The organism is Paenibacillus sp. FSL W8-0426 (genome assembly GCF_037969725.1).
In the GTDB taxonomy this organism is placed as follows: Bacteria; Bacillota; Bacilli; order Paenibacillales; family Paenibacillaceae; genus Paenibacillus; species Paenibacillus hubeiensis.
Window position 1 is genome coordinate 3,964,970 of the sequence record NZ_CP150203.1, and the last position, 24,094, is coordinate 3,989,063.

General features: G+C 47.0%; 17 protein-coding genes. 7 read left to right on the forward strand and 10 right to left on the reverse strand.

Annotated elements, in window-relative coordinates; genetic code table 11:
* Nucleotides 1–40: 40 nt before the first annotated feature.
* Nucleotides 41–997: an alpha/beta hydrolase gene (locus MKY59_RS17690; protein WP_236412929.1), complete on the reverse strand. Its 957-nt coding sequence runs from the start codon at nt 995–997 to the stop codon at nt 41–43.
* A 139-nt stretch (nt 998–1,136) separates the two neighbouring features.
* Nucleotides 1,137–2,102: an alpha/beta hydrolase gene (locus MKY59_RS17695; RefSeq protein ID WP_339272779.1), complete on the reverse strand. Its 966-nt coding sequence runs from the start codon at nt 2,100–2,102 to the stop codon at nt 1,137–1,139.
* A gap of 303 nt (nt 2,103–2,405) precedes the next feature.
* Here MKY59_RS17695 and MKY59_RS17700 point away from each other — a divergent pair, with 303 nt between their 5' ends.
* The 6 genes from MKY59_RS17700 to MKY59_RS17725 all read left to right on the forward strand — a co-directional run bounded on the left by MKY59_RS17700 (nt 2,406) and on the right by MKY59_RS17725 (nt 8,798).
* Nucleotides 2,406–3,083, forward strand: coding sequence for a response regulator transcription factor (locus MKY59_RS17700; protein WP_339272781.1), 678 nt, complete (start codon nt 2,406–2,408; stop codon nt 3,081–3,083).
* A gap of 232 nt (nt 3,084–3,315) precedes the next feature.
* A complete protein-coding gene (locus tag MKY59_RS17705) occupies nt 3,316–4,152 on the forward strand; it encodes a HAMP domain-containing sensor histidine kinase (protein WP_339272783.1) in 837 nt (278 codons plus the stop codon).
* A 520-nt stretch (nt 4,153–4,672) separates the two neighbouring features.
* Nucleotides 4,673–6,187: a spore germination protein gene (locus tag MKY59_RS17710; RefSeq protein WP_339272785.1), complete on the forward strand. Its 1,515-nt coding sequence runs from the start codon at nt 4,673–4,675 to the stop codon at nt 6,185–6,187.
* Between the two features lie 30 nt (nt 6,188–6,217).
* Entirely contained in the window at nt 6,218–7,423 is a 1,206-nt protein-coding gene (locus MKY59_RS17715) for a Ger(x)C family spore germination protein (RefSeq protein ID WP_236412340.1), read from the forward strand.
* A 10-nt stretch (nt 7,424–7,433) separates the two neighbouring features.
* On the forward strand, nt 7,434–7,670 hold the full coding sequence (locus tag MKY59_RS17720; protein ID WP_339272788.1) for a hypothetical protein: 237 nt from the start codon (nt 7,434–7,436) through the stop codon (nt 7,668–7,670).
* A 21-nt stretch (nt 7,671–7,691) separates the two neighbouring features.
* Entirely contained in the window at nt 7,692–8,798 is a 1,107-nt protein-coding gene (locus MKY59_RS17725; RefSeq protein WP_339272790.1) for an endospore germination permease, read from the forward strand.
* 248 nt (nt 8,799–9,046) lie between these two features.
* Here MKY59_RS17725 and MKY59_RS17730 read toward each other — a convergent pair whose 3' ends face one another.
* From MKY59_RS17730 to MKY59_RS17740, 3 genes are all read right to left on the reverse strand, one after another.
* A complete protein-coding gene (locus tag MKY59_RS17730) occupies nt 9,047–9,550 on the reverse strand; it encodes a PTS glucose transporter subunit IIA (RefSeq protein WP_339272792.1) in 504 nt (167 codons plus the stop codon).
* Between the two features lie 82 nt (nt 9,551–9,632).
* On the reverse strand, nt 9,633–11,081 hold the full coding sequence (locus tag MKY59_RS17735) for a PTS transporter subunit EIIC (RefSeq protein ID WP_339272794.1): 1,449 nt from the start codon (nt 11,079–11,081) through the stop codon (nt 9,633–9,635).
* Between the two features lie 26 nt (nt 11,082–11,107).
* On the reverse strand, nt 11,108–13,300 hold the full coding sequence (locus MKY59_RS17740; RefSeq protein WP_339272796.1) for an alpha-galactosidase: 2,193 nt from the start codon (nt 13,298–13,300) through the stop codon (nt 11,108–11,110).
* A 318-nt stretch (nt 13,301–13,618) separates the two neighbouring features.
* On the opposite strand from MKY59_RS17740, the gene MKY59_RS17745 reads away from it, so the two are divergent.
* The gene (locus MKY59_RS17745; protein WP_236412328.1) at nt 13,619–14,437 is read left to right on the forward strand and encodes an AraC family transcriptional regulator; all 819 of its coding nucleotides are present in this window, start codon (nt 13,619–13,621) and stop codon (nt 14,435–14,437) included.
* A 157-nt stretch (nt 14,438–14,594) separates the two neighbouring features.
* Here MKY59_RS17745 and hmpA read toward each other — a convergent pair whose 3' ends face one another.
* The 5 genes from hmpA to MKY59_RS17770 all read right to left on the reverse strand — a co-directional run bounded on the left by hmpA (nt 14,595) and on the right by MKY59_RS17770 (nt 24,072).
* On the reverse strand, nt 14,595–15,815 hold the full coding sequence (gene hmpA / locus MKY59_RS17750; protein ID WP_339272798.1) for an NO-inducible flavohemoprotein: 1,221 nt from the start codon (nt 15,813–15,815) through the stop codon (nt 14,595–14,597).
* Between the two features lie 206 nt (nt 15,816–16,021).
* Nucleotides 16,022–19,690 (reverse strand): GH32 C-terminal domain-containing protein, encoded by a 3,669-nt coding sequence (locus tag MKY59_RS17755; protein ID WP_339272800.1) that lies wholly within the window; start codon nt 19,688–19,690, stop codon nt 16,022–16,024.
* Between the two features lie 275 nt (nt 19,691–19,965).
* Nucleotides 19,966–20,862 carry an ROK family protein gene (locus MKY59_RS17760; RefSeq protein ID WP_339272802.1) on the reverse strand — a complete coding sequence of 299 codons (897 nt, stop codon included), beginning with the start codon at nt 20,860–20,862 and terminating at the stop codon, nt 19,966–19,968.
* 19 nt (nt 20,863–20,881) lie between these two features.
* On the reverse strand, nt 20,882–22,363 hold the full coding sequence (locus MKY59_RS17765; protein WP_339272803.1) for a glycoside hydrolase family 32 protein: 1,482 nt from the start codon (nt 22,361–22,363) through the stop codon (nt 20,882–20,884).
* Between the two features lie 98 nt (nt 22,364–22,461).
* Nucleotides 22,462–24,072 (reverse strand): ABC transporter substrate-binding protein, encoded by a 1,611-nt coding sequence (locus MKY59_RS17770; RefSeq protein WP_339272804.1) that lies wholly within the window; start codon nt 24,070–24,072, stop codon nt 22,462–22,464.
* Nucleotides 24,073–24,094: the final 22 nt, after the last annotated feature.

Sequence of the window (24,094 nt, forward strand, 5' to 3'; positions counted from 1 at the left end):
TTTATACTGAAAGGGATGGGTGGGATGGATTTGGTGGCATTCAGCGATTTCTCACTACATCCCGCCAGTTCGCATTTGTAAGGATCTCTGCATCGTCACCGAAAAATACGTTTCCCGCTTGTTGATCGCCTTTCAGCCAATACATAAACCATGCAGTCATATATCCGTCAGCATGGTTCAGCATATCGCCGTGGTCCGTGTTTACGCGCCTTGCCATAACTTTGGTTACCGTATCGGGAATATTGGCATAATTTTGGTTAAGTGACCAAAGCGGGGTAATACCTTGCCCTTCTGTTGCCGTTATATCTTCAGCAGTTCCCGCATCAAAATATCCCGTACCAGCAACCATGAAATAGGGGATTTTGACCTTAGATACGTCGTAGCTCCATTCCTTTCCGAATACGCTGTCCTGTCCCCAGTAGCTTGAAGTGGCGCTTGCTGTATACATGACTTTGTAGTATCCGCCGTTATCCTGATTGGTTACGGCGTTTATTGTCCCCACGCCTCCCTGCGAATGTCCGCCGATTCCAATGTTGTCCACATCAATTTTACTATAAAAATCACTTTCGCGATCTTCATTCAGACTTAGCATAAAATCAAGGCTTGCAGACGATGATGCTCCTGTTCTTGAATTTTCGTCCTCATTGCCAACAACAATGAATCCCCATGAAGCAAGATGTTTAAACACAGCTTTATATTTTGAAGCAGGGATCCCCGTGCCGTTTGCCATTATAACGAGGGGATACGCAGACGAGCTTTCTTTCAATTCAGATGGAAACCAAATCTCATATTTCTTGAAGGTATCATTACCTGCGTCAAATTCCACATAAGAAACTTTATTTGTACCAAGTGCTGTATATTGTGCTTCGATGGGCTTGTCGGTCTTTACAAATTTATAATAATGTCCATTGCGATATGAAAGAAATGCAAGCACCGCCACAATTACCGCAATAACAACGAGAACCACAATCAGCAATATTCGTTTAAAGATTTTCATAAACTTCACCTCATTGCCACCTAATCTTCCCACATGCTCATTTTCTTTTCGAGATACAGGCGATATTGCTTTTTGTCGTTTTGCAGTTCGTATCCGGAGTGGGAAACTCGATATTATTATGTTTCGACAATTGCATCCCTTAATTCGGCATATATTTATCCAAATATTCATTGATTTTTTCAAAATAAAGTTTTGCTTCTTTTGGATCATTTTGTAAGCCGTGACCCGAACGCTTAAATTCAATGAAATCATGGGGAACGTTATTTTCCTTTAGAGCTTCAAGCAGATTTTTCGTTAGACCGAACGGCACGACTTTATCATAAGTGCCATAGGCAGCTAATGTTGGAACGGAATTCTTGGTAATATGTGTATAAGGTGAAATTTCATCTACGTACTTTTTGTACTCACCATTTCTCATCATTTCTGCAGTGATGCTTTCCCCTGTCATGATCGAGGCAAAAGCTGCACTTGCTTCAGCAGCTTCGTCAGATTCATATGGGCTATCGGTATTATCGATACCAAGCCATATGGATGGTTCGAAGCTAGGAGGGCCAACTCCTTCGAAGACCAATTTTACCGGAATTGGAGAGGAATCCGCATCACGGTACGCATAAAGTAAAGCAAGAGCTCCACCAGCAGATCCCCCAGATATAGCCATTTCATCAAGGTTATACCCCAGTTCAGCAGCCTTTTCTTTGATGACAGGTATACTTTGCTTAATTTCTTGAGACATTTGATAGAGGTTAACCGTATTTTCATCGGTGCGTAAGCTATAATTGATGCCCGCAGCTACATAGCCTTTAGAAGTAAAATATTTAAGCATATCGGCATCGTCATTTTTATCTCCGCTTGTAAATCCGCCCGCGTGAAGATAAACGACAAGACCATATGATTTTTTAGAATGATCTGCTGGAACATAGAGGTCATATTTGTTCAATTCTTCTTTGCCATATTCTAAATCTGTATAAATGGTTCCGACTGAATCACTCCAGTCTACATGTAATGGGTTACTAAACGTAGGAAACTTTAGTTTCAAGAAGGCCGAACCGGAAAAAACCAATACAAAAGTAAGAATGCAGGTTAATATCCACATCATTTTTTTCATCAGAATAATTTTCCTCCCAATAACAGATCCAACATCAGACGGACTGCTAATCTGCCTAACACAAATGCGGCTACCGCAATTATGGCAAGAATGACAAGACGTTTTTTGGTTATCATCGTTTCTCCTTTTCTTCATTCTCGAGATATTAATGAATTGTTTGCGCTGGAGCAAACATTACCATGAAAAAATAAACTGAAAATAAACCACTATAAACGAATTGAACTTTGTTCACTTGAAACAGTGCTTTATGATAGAATGCAGTTCTAAGTTACGCATACACATCAACGGAAAGGAATGAGGGTGATGTTCCAAATCCTCGTTGCAGAAGACGATAAAAATACGGCCAAATTAATGAAAACCATTATTGGCTCTGCCGGATATGAGGTATATTTGGCGGAGAACGGCATGGTGGCGCTAGAAATATTGGACAAGCAGCATATTGACCTGATTGTGCTCGATATCATGATGCCACACCTGGACGGATTCGAACTGACTCAAATGATCCGAGAAAGCAGGAATGATATCCCTATACTTATGGTCAGTGCAAAACATCTGCCTGCAGACAAACGAAAAGGCTTTATGGCAGGAACAGACGATTATATGGTCAAACCTGTGGACGAAGACGAGATGCTTCTTCGAATCAAGGCTTTGCTGCGAAGGGCCAAAATCCTTAACGAGCGAAAGCTTCATATCGGGAAGATTACGCTTCAATATGATTCATTAACGGTGACGAGGGAGAACGACGTGCAGACGCTGCCGCAGAAAGAGTTCTATTTGTTATATAAGCTGCTATCTTACCCCGACAAAATTTTTACCCGGATTCAGTTGATGGACGAAATTTGGGGCATGGAATCCGAGACGAACGATGTTACGCTCAATGTTCACATCAACCGGCTAAGAAAGCGATTCAGCGATTATCCGGAATTCGAAATCATTGCGATTCGAGGCATCGGTTATAAGGCGGTTAAACACGGTGATTAAAAAGAAAATCAACTTTACCGAAAAGGGTTACTTACGCGGCTTTGGTTTGACTTTCATGTTTACGTTCATTGTGTTGTTTATTTTGCTCATATCCATTTTTCTTTCGTTTATCATTATCGTGTTTCTAGCATACATCGGGCTTTACACGCTGCCTCCAGCAGACGAGCCGAATTCCGGAGGCGGGGTATGGCTTATCTCTTATTTCGGAACCGTAAGTGTTCTGGTCAGTGTTTTGGCGTCGCTTATTTTTAGCCGGATCCCCCTCTCCCCCATCCGCGAAGTCATTGATGCTTCCCAAGAGCTTGCCAAAGGAAATTTTGCCGTCAGGATCCATCTCAAAGGGGCGAAAGAGCTGAAAAAATTGAACCAAAGTTTCAACCACATGGCAGAAGAACTGGGGAGCCTTGAAATGCTGCGTTCCGATTTCATTAATAACTTTTCACATGAATTCAAAACGCCGATTGTTTCTTTAAGGGGATATGCGAAGGTATTGAAAAAAGACAATTTGTCGGAAGCAGAACGCAATGAATATTTGGATATCATTATTCATGAATCGGAGCGTCTTGCCGAACTGGCCACGAATGTCCTTCAGTTGACCAAAATTGAAAGCCAAACCATTATCACGGAAAAGACGTTGTTTAACGTAACCGAACAAATAAGAAATGCTGTCGTATTGTTGGATTCGAAATGGTCCGCTAAAAACATTCGTTTCCACTTCGATTCGGCCGAAGTCATGGTTGTAGCAAATGAAGATATGCTCAGCCAGGTTTGGATCAATCTTCTGGACAATGCAATCAAGTTCTCTCCCTCGGATTCAGAGATCAAAATCGATATCGAATCAAGAGATCAACAGACCCGCATCTCTATTCATGACAATGGCCCGGGGATCGACTTGAGTAAGCAAAAATACATTTTCGACAAATTTTATCAGGGAGATGCCTCACACGCCTCTCCTGGATATGGGTTAGGTTTGAGCATTGCTCACAAAATCATTGCCTTGCACAACGGAACAATTAGAGTTGCAAAATCCGATGACACCGGCACAACATTTGAGGTGATTCTTCCGTGAAGGCTACGATCTGCCCTTTGGGCTTGTTTTGTCCTGGCCACCAACCTGATTTGTTTTCAACATAAAGTTTAGCAAAAAACAGCTGATCAACGGATCGACTGTTTTGTTGCCTTTATTCTGATTTTTTTAAAACAATTGCTGAAGTAAATGCGTAAACTGCCACCCCACTCGCCTCCAAACTACCAGGTCCCGATGCCGATCACCAATACGTCAAACCCCGTTTTTCCATTCTGCGATATTCATAACCAACCCCTCCCGCTTGATTTTTTATGGACTTCGGTGTCGATTTCAATGTAACACGGGACTGCTCGTCACAAAAATACTTATTGCAGCGTCCTCCCCGATGGCTTGTTATTATGATTCTCTGCCGAGTTTAAGCGCCGGATGCTTCGGAAATAATGGGGCTAGCAATATCGAGAGAAAGAAGACCCCCATGCGGATTCGCAGAAAAAACAGCAAGACCGGGAACTTCGACAGTAACGGGAAAAGTTCGAGTCATTCGCCCCCTCCATCGGAGGACATGCTGCTTTCCGATCTGCAGGCCAGTTTGCAAAAGATCCGGCAGACGCTCGGAAACAGCACCGATATCGGTATCCGGGAAATTCCGTTTGGTGAGTCGGGTGAAGCCAGCATAGCGCTTCTTTATACCGACGGACTGGCCGATCAGAACATCATCTACGAGTCGGTCATGAAAACCGTCGCTCACATGGCCAAAGCCGACGGGCAACAGGATCCGGAATGCTCTATCGTTAACGACGGTAACCGCCTTTTGAAAGAAATCTCACTGTACAATCAGGAAATCAAGATGGTAAACGACTATAGAACTCTGTTCCACGCCTTGTTGTCCGGGGATACCGTCGTTTTGATGAATGGCTCCGCGGAAGGCCTTATTGCTGGTACAAAGGGATGGAAGGACCGTGGTGTGACAGAAACCTCGGCGGAGAATGTCGTCCGCGGTCCCCGGGAAGCTTTTTCCGAGTCCCTGCGTACCAATACATCGATGATTCGCAGAAAAATCAAGGACCCTAATCTATGGCTGGAATCGATGCAGATCGGAAGGGTGACGCAAACCGATGTCGGCATGATGTACATCAATGGAATTGCCAATCCGGAGATCGTCCAGGAAGTTCGCGATCGCCTGAGACGGATCGATGTGGACAGCATTCTGGAAAGCGGATATATCGAAGAATTTATCCAGGACACCACGTTTACGCCGTTCCCTACCATCTACAACTCCGAACGCCCCGATGTTATTGCGGCTGAACTGCTGGAGGGAAAGGTTGCCATTCTGGTGGACGGAACCCCGTTCGTTCTGATCGTTCCGGCCCTGCTGGTGTCTTTCCTGCAAGCTTCCGAGGACTACTACCAGCGGTGGGACATCAGCAGCTTTTTACGCATTCTGCGCTATCTGAGTATCTTTATATCGCTGCTGGGGCCCTCCCTTTATATCGCGATCACGACTTTCCACCAGGAAATGCTTCCGACCCAGCTTTTGTTCGGGTTGGCCGCGCAGCGGGAGCAAATCCCGTTTCCGGCTTTCGTTGAAGCCTTATTGATGGAGCTGACCTTTGAGATTCTGCGGGAAGCCGGGGTTCGGCTGCCTAAAAATATCGGCTCCGCGATTTCGATCGTCGGCACCCTGGTCATCGGCCAAGCAGCCGTAGAGGCGGGGATTATATCCGCGACCATGGTCATCGTCGTGGCGATTACGGCCATATCCAGCTTTGTACTTCCGTCTTTCAATATGTCGATCGCCTTCCGCATGCTGCGCTTCCCGTTGATGGCGCTCGCCGGGTCCTTCGGCCTGTTCGGCATTTTTGTCGGTATCATGGCCTTGATCCTCCATTTATGCAGCCTTCGTTCCTTTGGAGTTCCCTATATAACGTCTCTTGCTCCGTTAATACCGGAATCCCAAAAGGATGCCATCCTGCGTTTCCCGCATTGGATGCTCAATAAACGTCCAAGGATGACTACCGGGCGCAACCAGACGCGCAGGCCGGGCAATCCTCCGAAGAAATCGCGAAATGAAAATTGAAGCCATCACGGGAAAGCGGGTGAATGCGACATGAAACGAATCGGGGGGTTGCTTCTGCTCTACATGCTGATCGCCCTGTTGTTGAGCGGCTGTTGGAACCGCAGAGAACTGAATGAACTCGGGATCGCGGTGGCCGCCGGGATTGACCGTGTGGAGGACCGTTACCGCTTGTCCGTCCAGGTCGTCGTGCCCGGTCAGGTCGCTTCCAAAAAAGCGGGCGGCTCCCAGGCACCGGCCACCTTATATACGGCCGAAGGCGACACGATTTTTGAAGCGGCCCGGAGGATGAGTCAAGTGAGTCCGCGAAAAATTTATTTTTCGCACCTGCGCATGTTCCTGATCGGCGAGTCGATGGCCAAAGATGGTATCGCCAAGATTCTCGATTTTTTGCTGAGGGATCATGAGTTTCGAACCGATTTCTATCTCGTGGCCACCAAAGGCGCCACCGCCGAGGAGGCCCTGAAAATCATGACGCCCCTGGAGTCCATACCAGCCAACAAATTGTTCAGTTCGCTGCAAGCTTCAGAGCGGGTATGGTCACCCAGCATCACAGTGACGTTGGATGAGTTGATTAACGACCTGAGCAGTGAAGGAAAGAATCCCATATTAACCGGTTTGGAAATCATCGGAGACCGTGAAATCGGGGAAACCCCAGAGAACGTGAATACGATCAAGACCCCCGGAAATCTCCGATTTGTCGGACTCGCCGTTTTTAAAACAGACAAGCTGGTTGGTTGGCTAAACGAGAGAGAGAGCAGAGGGTACCGCTATGTCACAGGCGGAGTAAAAAGCTCCGTCGCTTTCGTCTCCTGCGGCGATAAAGGAAAAGTAACCCTGGAAACCGTCCGAAGCGATACGAAAGTTACAGGAAAGGTCATCGACTCCAACCCGGAAATTGAGATCAAGGCGTACGTCGAGGGGAATGTGGGCGCCGTAGAGTGCAAAGGACTGGATCTGACGCAGACAAAATCCATCGAAGAATTGGAAACCAAAATGGAAAATAAGGCGGAGCAGTTGATGAAATCGGTCGTTGCAAAAGTACAGGAAGAGTATAAAGTCGATGTCTTCGGTTTCGGCGAAGCCATCCGCCGTTCGAATCCCGGTTTCTGGAAACGGGTCAAACAGGATTGGAATGAACGTTACTTTCCGAACCTGCCCGTCAGGGTCAAGGTGGATTACCATATCCGCAGAACGGGAATAACCAACAATACGTTCATCAATAACATCGAGGAATGAGGCGAGACGATTGATCAAAATATTAATGATTCTGGTCGTTGCTGCCTTGATCTCCTGGATTGAGCTTCCCCGGCTGATCCGGGAGAAGGAAAGGAGCACCGTTTGGGGTTTCTCCGTTCTGCTCCTTATCGGCGTCGGAATTTCGGTAGCTCAGACCCTGTTCACCGACCTTCCGACACCTTTGGCTTACATTACGATGGCACTCAGACCACTCAGCCGCTTTCTTACGGACTTGGATCTGATCTAATTTCAAGAAAGGAACATACCTATGCCGGAGTATAAAATATCTTTGCCCCAGCTTATGATTGTGACGGCGATGTTTACGATCGGCAGCGGCATTCTGCTCGTCCCCTCGGGCATGGCCTCCATCGCCAAACAAGATGCCTGGATCGCCGCGTTGATTGGCGTTCTCTTCGGCTTCATCACGCTTTCGGTACATATGTTGCTGGCCAGAATGTATCCCGAAAAGAACCTGACGCAAATCTGTGAGGCCCTGCTGGGCAAATGGGTCGGAAAAGCCGTAGGCTTTGTTTTTCTGGTCACTTTTTTTCTGTGCGGTCCCACCACGGTTCTTCAGGAAATTGGAACCTTTGTGACGATCCAAATGATGCCCGAGACCCCGATCGAGGCGATCATCATTCTTTTTGGCGTGATCGTTGCCCTGGGGAGCCGACTGGGCCTCGAAGTCCTGACCCGCTCCACCGAGTTGATGTTTCCCTGGGTTTTGTTTCTGTTTACGGCCATGACCCTGCTGCTGCTATCCGAGGTAAAGTTGGAACAGGCGCTTCCCATATTGGAGTTTGGGGCCGCTCCGCTGTTTCCGGCCGGCCTTTCTTTTGCCAGCGTGGTGTTTTTTCCACATATTATACTCCTGATGATTTACCCGGCTTCCGCAAACCATCCGGAGCAGGCCCATAAAGCCGTGTATATTGGAACCCTGATCGGCAGTATCATGCTGGTCATTATTGTTGCGCTAACCATTCTGGTACTCGGCCCCAATATTACGGCAGAAAGCATGTACCCTAGCTATTTGCTCGCCCAAAAAATCAATATCGGCAATTTTTTGCAGCGGATCGAGGCGGTCATGGCCATTATGTGGTTTATCTCGCTGTTTTTCCGAATTTCCCTCTACCTGTATATGATCGTCGCCGGCCTTTCCCAAATCTTCGGGATTAAAAATAGTCAAGCTCTCATGCTGCCTACCGGGTGGATCATGGTTACCATGGCGGTCTTTATCTATCCTAATGTGGCTTATAGGCAGTCTTGGGACGCCAAAGTGTGGATCCCTTTTACCCTTGTCATAGGGGTTCTCCTTCCCTTGCTGCTGCTGGGCCTGCACGGAATCCGGAAACTTCGGTCAAGGAAGTCGGCGTAGCTGCGTCTAGCCTTCTATGAATGTCGTAACCAGCATTCTTCTTCCATTTGTAGTCGCCCGCACGTGAAATTTCAGCGATTTTGCACAGCCAAATCACAGGAGCTCACGTAATAGTAAAGCACGCAAACAAGCAACAATGATCAAATGTATGAACGAAAAAGAAGGCAGATTCCATCCATAAACGGATGACTGCCTTCTCTAGGGGGCATGTACTTTCCATGAAAACGTCGAGTACAAAGTTCGTCTAATTATGAATTCAAATGCACCGTCATGATCGGCTCATCAGAGCCTTTAGGCTTCTGGATGTCATGTATCTCTACATGGTCTACACATTCCAGCCCATCCGGAACAATGACCGGACTAATCACTGACAAGCCCGCTGCCTGAATAGCGGAAATATCAAATTCTAATAACAGTTGTCCTTGGTTTACTTTAGTACCGTTTTCCACATACAGTGTGAATCCATTTCCTTTTAGCGATACCGTTTCAATGCCGACATGGACAAGAATTTGGATACCGCTTTTATGTTCAATGATGACTGCATGTTTGCTTTTATCCATGACATGGACAATTTTCCCGTCAAATGGAGCGTAGACCTTTCCCTCCATTGGTTCTATGGCCACTCCCATACCCATGTGGCCTCCTGCAAAGGCTGGATCAGGCACCTGTTTCAATGCTAATACTGCGCCTGAAATTGGAGCTGTAATCTTGAGCATATCAATTGTCTTTTTGTTTTTTCTCCAATGAAACATGTAAATCTCCCTCCAAATCTACGTATATCTCCTTCGTTTATTGGCAATCGACGCGGCTATTAAGGAACATTCTTCATTTGTACTATTCTTGTTGAGAGTTAAGTTTAGTCTTTTTTCGATTAATGTTTCCATATATTACTGTGAAGACTGCTCCACAGGATAATGCGATTAAATGTGCGATTATATAATTAAGATGCCCATGGTTGTCGGCGGAAGCAATGGCTAATCCCGGAAGAGCCGTGGTTCCAAATCCTATTGCAGTGAGTTTGCTTAAATACACATAACCACCAGCAATCGCTCCCCCAATACATCCAGCGATCAGCGGGAATTTATATTTTAAAGTGATCCCAAAAATGGCTGGTTCTGATACGCCAAAGATCACAGAGCCAAATGCTGAAATTCCAAGTTCCTTTACTTTCGTATTCTTACGATGTAAAAGGACATATCCTAATACGGCCCCTCCTTGTCCAAATAAGGCAACAGACATTAATGGATTTATGAAGTTTCGCCCTGTATCTATAAGAAGCTGTGCTTCCACTGCACCTAAAACATGGTGTAACCCCGTAATGACGATAATTTGTTGAATACCAGCAAAGAACATATATCCAAAAATGCCCAAGTTTTGTGTACTCCATAATAATGAGGTGGTTACGAATTGAGCTAATTCGCGGCCCAACGGTCCAATCATTGTGAATAACAATACGCTAGAAACAAATACTGTCAACAAAGGTGCTAAAAACAGTTTGATCATATTAGGTACTTTTTTAATAAAGAATTGGTCTAATTTGGCAACGACAAAACCCATCATCAAAGCAATGATAATGCCGCCTTGGAATCCAACGAGTTCGATGTTCAACCCTAAAATATTTATGGTTTCAGGCTGAACGTTGCCTTTAGCGACTTCATAAGCATCTGCTAAGTTCGGGTGAAGCATAATGGCACCAAGCACTAAACCAAGAATAGGTCTGCCGCCATATCTTTTGGTTGCAGAATATACTACCAATAATGGTAGTATCGTAAATATTCCAGATGATACGATTGATAATAAACGGTTAATCCCTTGCAAAGCTGGGTACATTTCTACAACCGATTTCTCACCAAATAAACCTTGTTGGCCCAACAAACCTGTAATTCCCATCAATAATGCGGCTGCAAGAATTCCAGGCATAATCTCAATAAAAACATCAGATAAAGATTTTATGGCTTTCTGTAAAAAATTCTGCTTTTGTGAAGCCTTTGTCTTTACGTCACTTAGAGACATATTTTCTGTTTCTGTAAGCATAGAGAATGCGGCATAAATATCGTTTACTAATCCGGCTCCAAAAATAATTTGAAGTTGATCGCCTGCTATAAAAACCCCTTTGACTAAATTTATATTTTCCACTTTTGTTAAATCAGCTTTATCGTTGTCATCTAATACGATTCTTAATCGAGTGGCGCAATGTGTGACTCCAGCGATGTTTTCCTTTCCCCCTATGTTCTTCAAGATGTTTTCAGAAATTTCTCTGTATTGTTTATGCTTATCTTCCATGTCTCTTTTCCCTCTCTCTTGACTGTTCAATTAGGATGTTTTGTAAATCTCCAGAACATACTTAGAAAGTCTTGCTTAATCCTTGGCAATGTGAGCCCTGCATGCATAAGCTCATCTCCACCAAACAGTTCACCAGTCTCGACATTTTTATACATAAAATCTGGATTCAACCCTTTAAATTTGATCGTTCGAAGAGATGCAGCCGGTTGCGAAAGCACTTTGAAATAACTCGCGACGACTTCCGATTGATCATCGGAAACAAAGTTCCATGCGGCTTCATTTCCATCAAAAGGGCTGAGTATTCTATGAAAACTTCCAAATTGGATAATTGGCCGAATCTCTTTATATAAAGCAACTTGTTTTTTAATTTCTTCTTTTTCTTGTTCTGTAATGGTTGTAAGGTCCAGCTCATAACCAAAGTTACCAGCCATTGCGACATGTCCTCTTGTTTCCAACGGGGTTATTCTTCCCACTTGATGATTAGGGACGGTTGAAACGTGGGCTCCCATTGTAATTGGCGGGTAAACCAGACTTGTACCATATTGAATTTTCAACCGACACATCGCATCGGTATTATCACTCGTCCATGTTTGAGGCATATAGTAAAGCATACCGGCATCAAAACGCCCGCCCCCACTAGAACAACTCTCAAACAATACATCAGGAAACCTTGATGTGATTGCTTCCATTACTTTATAAAGACCTAACATATATCGGTGAGCGGTTTCACGTTGTCGTTCCGGTGGTAAAGCAGCTGAACCCAAATCCGTCATATGTCGATTCATATCCCATTTCACATAGGTAATCGGTGCACTTGATAAAACAGAGGACACGGATTCGATGATGTAATCGCACACTTCCTCACGGGTTAAATCCAAAACAAGTTGGTTTCGGCCTAGTGTGGGAGGGCGATTTTCAACATGTAAACACCAATCTGGATGTTTTCTATATAAATCGCTGTCTATTGAAACCATTTCAGGCTCAAACCACAATCCAAACTCCAGTCCGAGATCACAAATCCGAGTTGCGAGGTCCAGCAATCCATTTGGAAGTTTACGCTGATCGACAACCCAATCCCCAAGTGAGCTGTTATCGTCGTCTCTTTTTCCGAACCATCCATCGTCCAATACAAGCAGCTCTATACCTGCTTTTTTTGCTTCCACAGCTATTTCTTCAATTTTCTCCGCATTAAAATCAAAATAAGTAGCTTCCCAATTATTAATTAGTATTGGCCGCAACTTATCTCGGAATGTTCCACGACATAATCTTTTACTGTAGAGCTTATGATAGATCCTGGACATATCACCCAACCCATTTGCTGTGTAAGCCATTACAACTTCAGGAGTTTGAAATAATTCCCCAGGTTCTAACAGCCATGAGAAATCAAAAGGATTAATACCTATGGACACTCTCGTATTGCGATAGGGATCCACTTGAACTTGAGCCGTAAAATTGCCACTGTAAACGAGGTTAAACGCATATACTTCCCCTTGATCCTCATCAGTTCCTTTTCGTACTAACGATAGAAACGGTGCTTGTTGAGGACTGCTCGCGCCCCGGCAGCTATCAACCAGTTGAATCCCTGGAACAATGCTGCGCCTCACGATATTTTTTTCATTGTTATGAGCACCATATAATGTAATCAATTCGTACTCATCATCCCGAAAATCAACACTTGCACTAAGTGCCCGAAGGATCTTCAAGCGTTGTGTTCCTTCATTGTTAAAATGAGCCGACCTTGTGATCACATCTAATTCAGGGTACAAACTATAGCATAGTGTCACAGTCAATCCTAACAACTTATCCTCCATGATAAGCTCCAGTGTCTCTGCTTCTTCTTCGTCCTCTACATAAGTAGACGGCAGTCCGTTTAACTTGGGTTTTCCTTTATATGTCCTGTACTCTTTGTAACGAAGATCCGTCAGCGTTGATCCATTATTTAACTGTATTTGATAAGCCGGTGTTCTAAAATCTCCATTTCCATAGGCTGGATATTCTTGGGGCAGCGTATCGAGTGAAAATGTTCGATCAGAGGCATCCGGGTTAGGCGAAAATCCTCGATCCATATAAATAATTTTGTTGCTTCCACGATAGGTATTCACTTTTTTTCCCCAATATAAATGAGCTAAATATCCATCACGAACGATCTGCATTACATAGCTGGAATTTTTCCCTTGTAAATGAAATAACCGTTGATCGCCATTAATGTGGATTGCCATAGAATCCTCCTTGCATATTATTAAAACTATAATTGATAAGGTTTTGGGAATAGATGGAACCAAGCTGTATAAGAAAGAAAAATGTGGAATTACAAATCAGCTTGAATCATCTCACAACGAATACAACGATATAACAACGTAATGAAAGATAGCGCTTTAGTTATTGCTTTACCTAGGATTAAACAATGAATTAGTTGCTATACAATAATTAGTATGCTCTTATTCTAATGGTTTAAATGGACAATGAATATGGAATAATGTAGACTGACTATTAAAGAATGTGATAACTTTTCAGCGTTTTAAAGAGAGGTGACAAGAATGGCCGCCAGTTTCTCCAATCATTCCCGCAATAATCTGGATCTTAATTTGTACACATGCGGTAGAGAAGCTTGTATGGGAGGACACTCTTATGGTCCTGCGATTCGAAGCGGATATATGATTCACTATGTATTAAAAGGAAAAGGTGTTTTTAAAGTTAATGACAAAATTTATCACCTCGAACAACAAGAAGCTTTTTTGATAGAGCCGAACGTTTTAATTTATTATGAAGCAGATGCTGATGATCCTTGGGAATATATTTGGATTGGTTTTAGTGGAATAAAAGCAAAAGAATATTTGCTTCGAACGAGTTTATCTATAGATCATCCGATCTTTAGTTTTGATCAAACGCACAATCTGGCTGATTGTATGCATCGTATTCTAAGTCTGACGTCCCTGACTTCGAACAGAGACTTTTTATTGACGGCAAAACTTTATGAATTTTTGTATGAATTGTGTGAACTTTACCCGAATATCAAAGTCCCTAGTGAAGTAAAACAACAGAAGTATATTGAAGATGCATTGCATTTCATTGATCAGAATTATGCACATCATATTACGGTAAATGATGTCGCTAGACACATTTCTATTGATCGTTCCTATTTGCATCGTCTGTTTAAGCAATACATTCATCAGTCTCCCCAGCAATTTTTACTCCATCTTAGAATTGAAAAAGCATGTTATTTAATGACCAATACTTCACTCAAAATTGGAGATATCGCCAGGTCGGTCGGATATAACGATGTCCTTTTGTTTTCCAAAAATTTTAAAAAGGCAAAAAACTGCACACCATCAGAATTTAGAAACATGCTGCTTTAGAAAGCTGCCTCAAAACGAAAAAGTCGCTAATTTAGCGACTTTTCATGAAAACTTTCCCAACTAACGCCGATCAAGGACCGGCGCCAGTTCGATATTTGTTTTTTTAATGTTACGAAACAGAGTCTTAACCAAATATAACCATCAACGTTTCACGATGCTATTCCTCGCCTAACATAGCCAGGGGACTAAATGCTTCGTAATGGATGTTAGCCTGATGCACACCCCACTCTGTCAACATTCGATACATGGATTCCATAAACGGAATAGAACCACAGATATAGAAATCCGCTTTTTTGGACGGAACGACGGATTGCAGCCAGTTTAGATCTATTCGTCCGTCTACATCGTAGTTATGTGATTCTCGATCATGCGGAGTCGGAGACGAGTAGCATACCAATGACTTCACATTCGGGTGATTCTCCTCCATTTCAAGCAGGTGTTCCCTAAAGGCATGTGTCTTGCTGTTGGCCGTTGCGTGGATAAAGGTTACCTGACGATCACGCTGCTCCCTGACAACCGTGTTTAACATACTCAACAAAGGCGTAATTCCGATTCCGCCGCTGATCAAAACAAGGGGTGCGTCTGCAGTCGTTAAAATGAAATCGCCGGCAGGCGCGGAAAATGGTAAAGCATCGCCGACTTGAACATGGTCATGCAGGTAATTGGATACGATTCCATCCGGGTCGTTATGACTTGCATCTTCACGCTTCACGGTAATTCGGTAGACATCGTTTCCCGGAGCATCAGACAGACTGTAGTGGCGAATATGAGTATACTTTTCGCCCGGTATGTTTGCTTTTATCGTCAAATACTGGCCGGCCTTGTACTTGGCAATCGCTAGGCCATCTTGCGGCTTTAAATAAAACGAGGTAACGTCTTCCGTCTCCTTAACCTTTCGATCTACGATAAAGGTCCGGTCATCGGCCCAACCTCCCGACTGATGCTCGGTCTCCTCATATAAGCTTTGTTCGATCCGAATAAATGCATCCGCAATGTAGTTGTAAGCTTTCCCCCAAGCGGTAATAATTTCATCCGTGGCAGCGTCACCCAAAACATCCTGGACAGCTTCGAGCAACGTTTCGCCTACGATGGCATACTGCTCGGGTTTGATTCCGATCGCTCGATGTTTCTCCGTAATTCGCCGGATAACAGGAGTCAACGCATCCAGGTTGGTAATATGTTCTCCGGCTGCATAAACGACATAACCCAACGCTTCCTGCTGTGTCCCTCTTTTTTGATTCGTCTGATTAAAGATGTTGTTCAGTTCCGGCGCTTTGGTGAATAACCGTTCATAAAATCGTTTTCCTATTTGAGCACTGTGCTGCTTCAGCACAGGAGCTGTTGATTTGACGATGTCTATTGTTTTTGAATCAAGCATATCTCGTACCATTCCTTCAGCTGGATTTGGGGTTAAACGCTAAAAGCTTCTCCAAACCCATGAAATGGTATACGTCTACGGACAGCGTCATTCTTTTCTTTCCTTCAAACCATTGGATGAATGGAGCCAACGCGATATAGCCCCCTACCATCTGATCGGATTGCCGAAAGAGTTCGTTCAGAAATGAACCCACTGACTTGCGTCGGTCAACGGCCGGGTATTACATTCCATTTTTGATGCTCATCCTCAAAACGGGGTTCATTCATCACCAGCGTTGTACCATCGTCCGACACGCCGAGCGCACTCCCGTTGTGCACGCTTGTAATGCGCATCGTTCCATCATCGTTTTTTGAAATGTTCCAGCGTTGATTAGGGTACCCCAGATACGGGTAAAGCTGGATACGATTCTGCCCAACATCCCAATCCAGCGACAGCCCGTTTATCGTTCGGATCGAATAAGAGCCGAAATCGTCGCCGGTCGGCATAAGGATCCACATCGAGCGCTCGGCTTCATGATCCGTCTCGGCTCCCACGTTCACGACCTCGCCTTCCGGGGTTGGAATGGATTGCATGGCAACAGGATATCCTGCATTGCGAATCGTCACGGTCTTCAAGTCCGCTTTTTTCATATCAAAGGCGTTCACGTTCTGGAAAGACGCACTTCCGCCAAAGGCATGAACACCGAAGTGACCCTCTGCAAACGTGCCATCTTGAACGTCCATGATTTGCTTGCCGTCCACATCAACCCGAATACGAGTACCTTCCGCCTGAATTTGGATGCGATAGGTTTGACCACCGCGAATGAATCTTGGAACGCGGGCAAGTACCTGCCGATTCTCGAAGGCTCCGTTCACTTTATAAAAGAGACGAATCGCCTGCAAGTTGGGATCGATGTTCAGATAATAACCGCTTCGTCCATCCTCGCTTGCCCGAAACAGAAGAGAACCGGCTCCTCCTTCCGGGTCCAGCTGCATGTCAGCCTCATATCGGAAGTCTCCCGCCGTCTCTTGTGCAATATACTGTGAGTCGCTGCGGTCGCTTCCCTGTATGCCATGGTCCGATACAAACCACTGGGCAGAGGGCCGATCCGCCTGCCAGCCGGATAAATTGGTATGGAATTCGCCGCCAGTTACCGCGATGGGTATCTTTGCAGAAGCTTTGCCGTTGGCCGTCGAAGCCGTCACCCAAGCTTCTCCCTTGCCTACGGCACGAATCGTAGCACGCGTCTTGTCAACATAGACAACGTTCACAACTTTAGGATCGCTTACGGTCCATTTCAACGGTTGAGCCCCTTTGCCTGGCCCGCCCTCAACGGAAGCATAAAGCCTTATGTCCTGTCCAACATTCATCGTTCTTCTCTGCGTATCCGCAACAACCCGCGGATTGGAGGACATGCCCTCCCTCCAGATATTGTTCATGGCGTACACATTCATTGAAACGACCTTCACATCTCCACCAAGGCTGTAGAACGCCATCGACCTTCCAGCCGGATCCGGAAAAATGACATCCGAGAAAACAACTCTGCCGTCATTGCCGAACACTTCAACGGAAGATTCATCGACAAATATGCGAAGCTTTACTCGGTTCTGCTCAGGTTGTAATGGAGCCTCATGAACTTTGGTGAATAAACCAGAGAAACCCGAATCCCCCGAATTGGTGCGATCCACGAACATCATCTGCTTTTCGGCCTTGTAGCCCACTGTCGTTTTTTGCCCTTCCCTTTGGCGCAGGTGAAAACCAAACTCGGTTACAGAACTGCCTGGCGGAATTTCCAATTCAGCTTCAATTTCGTACGCTCCCGCAGCCAGACCTTGAAGCAGATTCTGCGATTTCGGTCCAACTCTGAATGGTTGTGCACTGTACAGATTTTGCCGCAGTGCCCGCAGTTCAGCGACGGGCGTTTGCGCCAGACGAACTCCTTCATCCGTTGTCCGGAGAGAGACTTCTCTCGGAATCGTCAATTGACCTTTCCAAGGGGCGGTTGGGAAATCAAACGGATAATCCCAATTCGTCATCCACGCAAGCATCACTTTGCGCTGATCCGGCATGCTCGCGAATGACATCGACGCGTAAAACTCCTTGCCGAATTCCGTTCGCAGTACTTTCCCCGCCGGATGATCGTTCAGGAATTTCCCTTCAGCGGTGAGTTCGCCTATAAAATATTCCGCATCCGATCCCTGGGTCTTCGGATTAGCTCCCGTGCTGATCATAAGCACCCACTTACGCTGATCCGTTCCGTCTACAGGCAGTTGAATCAGATCAGGACACTCCCATACACCTCCACGAACGTACTCCCCGTATCCGAAGTTATCCGTCAACGTCCAATCAAGCAGATTGGTTGAGGTAAAAAAACGAATATGGTCCCCGCCCGAAACCACCATGATCCAGCGGTTGTGATCTTCGTCCCGAACTACCTTCGGGTCACGGAAATCCCAACTGCCCGGGTCTTCGCCATGTTTGCCGGGATTCTCGATGACGATCGGACGGTCTTCAGCGTATTGCCAATTCCGTCCTTGATCCGTGCTGTATGCGAGACCGATGCGCTGATTGCCGCCGGGTTTATCCGGATGATAGGATGTGTAATACGCAATCAGGCCTTTTCCGCCGGAATCCGAGAACAGGCCGGAGGCATTGTGCAGATCGGCAATCGCTGACCCTGACCATACATGACCCAGATCATTCCATGGCAGGGCAATGGGTAAACGCTTCCATTTTATAAGATCCGTACTGACGGCATGCGCCCAGGTCCCTCCATCCTGGTGAAACAGGTGATACTCCCCCTCAAAATAGACCAGCCCGTTCGGATCGCTTGCCGATCCCCGCATCGGAGAATAATGATATTGGGGGCGGTATTTTTCCGTGTAATACATCGACTCTTCCGTCATATACACGTTCTGAAAATAAGCCGAGCCTTGTTCAACAACCAGTCCGGCATATCCATCAGCATAGCTTGAATCCGTGACTTCAATCGCCGGAGCCGCGTATCCATCCACATACACCTTGATCAGACTGCCGAAGACGACCGCTTCGATATGATGTCTTGCTCCCGGTTGACTTGGGTACTTGCGATCCGAGCTCGCGAGCACCGTACCATCGGCTTTTCGAAGCTGCACGCGAGCTTCGTCCCCTTCCCTGATGAGGGCCGCTTCATATCCCTCTGTCCCGTCCGCATTTGATCTGAATAACAATGCCGCGGAGGACGTCGTGGCTGCCAGAGACACGTTTCCCTCATATACGACATCGCCTGCCGTTTTCTCGTAAATCATCCGCGTTTTCCCTTGAACGGTTCCTTTACCTCTTAATCCTTTCACATCAGGCTGCCAGTCACCGGTACTGTGGATCGGCTTGCCCAGGTTACCGTTCATGGAACTGACCTGTACATTCTGGAACAAGGCTGATCCGTCCCATACGTGGAGCCCCAGTTTCCCTGATGCATAGGCGCTGTCTTTTACATCAATCACCGGGTCGTATCGGCCATCCCAAAAAACCTGGAGACTCTCGCCGACCGCCTTCACTTTCAGATGATAAATCCCCCCGGGTTCCACGCTTACCGAATGCTCTTCAAACAATGATCCCGACTTTCCGCCGGCATCCCTTAGTCTGATCACACCGGCCTGAGGAACCACCTGCAGCATATAAGAAGACCAACCCGTATCATCAGCCCGAAAAACAAGGCTGGCATCTGCCTTCATATCCTTGATCATCAAGTCAGCTTCATACACAAAATCATCGGTGCGCGTGGCCGATAAGGCCATTGCATTCTCCCCCGCATCGGAAGCCAAATGAAGTCCTTCATCCGTATCCTCAAGAGTGCCTTTGCCGTGCAAGGTCCAACCGGACAAATTCGTTGCTGCCCTGGACACGTCAGTGATCATTTGAATCCCCTCCATATGTGATGTATCTGATCGTTTGAGTGATGGTTCTCTCTGCAGCATTGCAACCTTGTCTACAGCGGAAGGTGTTGAATACGCTTCCACGGAAGCGGAACCAAGGACACATGATAACAGAACGCAGCCAATGGATCTGAAAATGAATCTCATGAGCATCCCCTCATTTCTCCTGATGGTAAAGACTATAGCCCAAAAAGGACGGTGCACTCCCTTAAGCAAATAAGCGAATCCGCATCCGTCCTTCCGGGACGTGCTTACGATTATAAGGATGAAGCTGCCGCTGCTTGTTCAAGCGCTTCGAGGCCCAGGGCTAGCGCACCGCACAGGCCTGCGCGTTGTCCCAATCCGGGAGGGACAATATATTGGTCGATATGATGCATCGTTTCCGGCATGTTTACATACCCATTCAGATTTTGCACAACCTGCTTCCGGATGATGGGAAACAGATGATCCTGCTGCATGACCCCGCCGCCTAGGATCACCTTCTGCGGCGAATGCAGCAGGATGGTCGTCGTAATGGATTCGGCAATGTAAAAGGATTCGATCTCCCATGCCAGATGGTCGCTCGGAAGCTCGCTGCCAGGGCTCTGCCAGCGAGCTTCAATGGCAGGTCCCGCGGCCAAACCCTCCAGGCAATCGCCATGGTACTTGCAAATGCCGGCAAAGCGATCCTTCGGATGCCGCCTTGTTCGCATGTGTCCACCCTCCGGATGCAGCAACCCGTGGACTCTTTTTCCTCCGGCGATCAACCCGATGCCAACGCCTGTGCCGATTGTATAATACGCACAGTTGTCCAGCCCCTGTGCAGCTCCCCATGTCATCTCGCCGAGTGCCGCTGCATTCACATCCGTATCCCATCCGAAGGGAACCGGGAATTCACGTTTCAAGGCTCCGACAACATTGCAGTTGCTCCAATCCGGCTTGGGGGTTGTCGTAATGTAACCATACGTAGGGCTATCCGGTTGCAAATCGATCGGACCAAAGGAACCGATCCCGATCGCGTCCACTCCTTTATCCCTGAAATAATCGCACACCCTGGCAAGCGTGGTCTCGGGATGCTCCGTCGGAAAGCTGCACCAGTCTTCCACGCTCCCTCGCTCGTTGCCTACGCCGCATACAAATTTCGTTCCGCCCGCTTCTATGGCCCCAATACGCATTTTACTGTCCGCCTTTCCTTTAGTTCCGTTTACCGTTCCCCTTTATGGGAGACAATTCGTAGATATGCAGGGATGAGAAGACCAGGTCTTCATGATCGGCATGAACAGAGATTCCCTTGGACTCTGCATCCGGATAGATCAGATCGGTAATCACGGCCTGACCATCGTGGGCAAATACCTCAACCGATGAAGAATCCACATAGATGCGCAAATGTTGAACCCCATCCACTGCTTGAACACTCGCTGCATGACGTCCCACGAAATGTTCATGGAAACCGACGATGCCTGATCGACTGCGATCGACGTACACTTCACCCTGACTTGCATCAATGCCAACGACCGTTTGGTTACTCGCGTTACTTCTCAATGCAAATTGAACAGAGAACTCGGAAGCCCATTTCGCCTCAATTTCATAGTTTACTAGCTGCAAAGCGTTCAGCTGCGCATTCGCCTCCCGGATCGATACGTCCTGCAAGGTCAAAATCGGCGTTCTCGCTTGCTCCAGCTCGCGGGCAGGGCGCTGAATCAAGGTAACTTCTCCGTTCCTCATCTCCAAAGTCAGCTCCCGGGCAATCGTCATGGCGCCGCGGTAACCTTCTGTTGGCGTTTGGTTGGCATACATCCAGTTGCTCATCCAGCCCATGAACAGGCGTCTGCCGTCTTCTGCCGGAATGTCGGACCAACTGACTCCTGCGTAGTTATCCCGGCCATGATCTATCCAGCGAACGGTATGGGAAGCGTCGTCCGGAACAAATGTCGACCCATCGAAATCTCCGGTAAAGTACTGGGTTCGGGAGCCTTCTTTGAAAGCAGGATCTGCACCGATGCTGACAAGCATGACCCATTTTTCCTGTTTTGCGTCCCCGTTCACTGCCAATGGAAACAGATCCGGACACTCCCACACGCCGTCATGCGAACCGATGCCTGCGCCGAATTCGCTGCCCAGCGTCCAATCTTTCAGATCGGGAGAACGATACAGGCATACCGTTTGGCCGCAAGCAACAATCATCACCCATCCCTTGGTCTGCTCATGCCAGAACACCTTCGGATCACGGAAATCCACGATCGATTCGTGCTCCAATACCGGATTGCCCTCGTATTTGATCCACGTTCGGCCGTTGTCCTTGCTGTACGCAAGGCTCTGCCGCTGAATCGGATCACCGTTCGGCACCTCGAGGTGATGAGTAAAAATAGCCACCAGTCCCGGCTCATCGTCGAAGAACCCGGATGTATTGTTCCAATCCACCACAGCACTGCCGGAAAAGATCATCCCGTGTTCATCCGGCGACAAGGCGACAGGAAGCTCTTCCCAGGTAACCAGATCTTTGGTCACGGCGTGTCCCCAGTGCATCGGACCCCACGTTGTGCCAAACGGATGATGCTGATAGAACAAGTGATACTCGCCTTTAAAAAATACCATGCCATTGGGATCGTTCATCCACTTCTCCTTCGGTGAGAAATGATAGATGCCCCGGTAATCGGAAGTTGATATTGTAGACATGTTGGTTCTCTCCTTTGTATCAAACAGGTTGCCGGAGACTCCGATACCTTGACTCACCCAAGAGCCATGTATGGCAAAGCCTCCGCGTCCAGTTTGTTCTATTGGGTATTGCGGTCATATCCCGCTTGTTTGATTTGCAGCCATTCCTGCAGCCCGAGACGATCGAGTTCCTTCAAATAAGCATCCCACTCCTGCTCGATTTTTCCGTTTTGGTACCACTCCGTGCGCATGCGCAGCACATAAGCAAACAGATCGGTCTCGATGGTGGACAGGCGGTCGAGCTCATCGATCGAGAAAAATACGCTTGGATATACGTTATCCGCTTTCATATGCGGGACCATCACCCGATCCAGAAGTTCCATGCGCCAGGCGGCATCTTCCGGTTTGGTCGTATATTTGCCGTAATAACTGTCGAGAATCGCCAGCGGTCCGGCAATGCTCGTTTTTTGCCGAAGTTCGACGGGTGCAGCCCCTTCCAGCGGCAGATGCTTCAGCATGCCCTTGGCTTCATCGAATTCAAAAATATTTTGCTGCGTCTCATCGCCATACGTTCCCCAGTTGTTTTGCACGGATTGGAGCGGATCGTACAATTGGTCCACCCACTTCGCCGTCGCTTCCAGATTTTGATTGCTGCTCGTGATGACCATTCGTCCCCGGTCAAGCCCGATCCCGTTCGTTCTTGTGACATTGACCTCTCCATCAGGGCCGGCAAGCGGAGGCAAAACGTCATAGGTATCGTTCATGCCCGTAATGTTGGCTTTATCCCAAGTGAAATACACGCCGTACCTGTGGTCTTTCCCCTTGGCCAGGTATGTGTTCCAATCCTGCTGATAGGCTTCCACGTCCACAAGACCTTCCTTGACCAGTTCATGGATATATTTCACCGCTTCCTTGTATCCCTCATCGGCTGCCGTAAAGACCACCTTTCCATCGTTGGTCACCACGGTGTGGTCCCAGTTCTCCCCGAGTCCGAATGCGGCAAAGAGGAATGTCAGATCTTCGCCGCCCGGCTTGTTAATGAAAGACAACGGAATCTCGTCGGCTTTCCCATTGCCGTTCGGGTCCTGCGTTTTGAACGCAATTAACACGTCTTTCAATTCTTCGGTGGTCGTCGGCATCTTCAGCCCCAGATTATTCAACCATTCGACATTGATCCAAGGCAAGTTATCCACAGCCTGTATCCGATGTTTGCCGCTTCCGAGCTCCTCGATCCAAGGGAACGAATAAATATGCCCGTCTGGAGCCGTGATCATGCTCTTGTACTCGGGAGCCTCTGCCAGCACCTTTTGCAGATTAGGCATGTATTGTTCGATCAAGTCTTCGAGCGGAATGATCGCTCCGTCCTTGGCCAGCTTCAGGAGGTCATAGTCCCCGTAACCTGCGTCAAAAATGGCATCCGGCAAATCTCCGCTGGCGACCGCCAAATTTCTTTTTTCCGCAAACACGTCGCTCGTATAGTTCTTCCAGTTGATATGCACGTTGGTCTTTTCCTCAAGTCTTTTGTTAATCAGCTTCTCGTTCGGATCGGCCGGAGCCAGCGGAGAGCTCTGCGTGATGAAATTCAATGTCACTTTTCCGTCGGGGGATTGGGCTTTGCTCGCTGCTCCTCCTCCGTCCCCGCCGCCGCAGGCCGAGAGCAGAAAGACGGCGGACAACATGGAAAGGGATGCCGCTGTAATGGCTTTTTTGGATGTTTTCACTTTTTTCATGATGTGACCTCCATGGTATATT

Bases quoted from the DNA above. Each gene is read 5' to 3' on its own strand.
- MKY59_RS17715 (WP_236412340.1), top strand. From the start codon at position 6,218: ATGAAACGAATCGGGGGGTTGCTTCTGCTCTACATGCTGATCGCCCTG.
- hmpA (WP_339272798.1), bottom strand. From the start codon at position 15,815: ATGCTTGATTCAAAAACAATAGACATCGTCAAATCAACAGCTCCTGTG.
- MKY59_RS17770 (WP_339272804.1), bottom strand. From the start codon at position 24,072: ATGAAAAAAGTGAAAACATCCAAAAAAGCCATTACAGCGGCATCCCTT.
- MKY59_RS17740 (WP_339272796.1), bottom strand. From the start codon at position 13,300: ATGGCAATCCACATTAATGGCGATCAACGGTTATTTCATTTACAAGGG.
- MKY59_RS17700 (WP_339272781.1), top strand. From the start codon at position 2,406: ATGTTCCAAATCCTCGTTGCAGAAGACGATAAAAATACGGCCAAATTA.
- MKY59_RS17690 (WP_236412929.1), bottom strand. From the start codon at position 997: ATGAAAATCTTTAAACGAATATTGCTGATTGTGGTTCTCGTTGTTATT.
- MKY59_RS17725 (WP_339272790.1), top strand. From the start codon at position 7,692: ATGCCGGAGTATAAAATATCTTTGCCCCAGCTTATGATTGTGACGGCG.
- MKY59_RS17735 (WP_339272794.1), bottom strand. From the start codon at position 11,081: ATGGAAGATAAGCATAAACAATACAGAGAAATTTCTGAAAACATCTTG.
- MKY59_RS17745 (WP_236412328.1), top strand. From the start codon at position 13,619: ATGGCCGCCAGTTTCTCCAATCATTCCCGCAATAATCTGGATCTTAAT.
- MKY59_RS17710 (WP_339272785.1), top strand. From the start codon at position 4,673: ATGCTGCTTTCCGATCTGCAGGCCAGTTTGCAAAAGATCCGGCAGACG.
- MKY59_RS17730 (WP_339272792.1), bottom strand. From the start codon at position 9,550: ATGTTTCATTGGAGAAAAAACAAAAAGACAATTGATATGCTCAAGATT.
- MKY59_RS17765 (WP_339272803.1), bottom strand. From the start codon at position 22,363: ATGTCTACAATATCAACTTCCGATTACCGGGGCATCTATCATTTCTCA.
- MKY59_RS17760 (WP_339272802.1), bottom strand. From the start codon at position 20,862: ATGCGTATTGGGGCCATAGAAGCGGGCGGAACGAAATTTGTATGCGGC.
- MKY59_RS17695 (WP_339272779.1), bottom strand. From the start codon at position 2,102: ATGAAAAAAATGATGTGGATATTAACCTGCATTCTTACTTTTGTATTG.
- MKY59_RS17755 (WP_339272800.1), bottom strand. From the start codon at position 19,690: ATGATCACTGACGTGTCCAGGGCAGCAACGAATTTGTCCGGTTGGACC.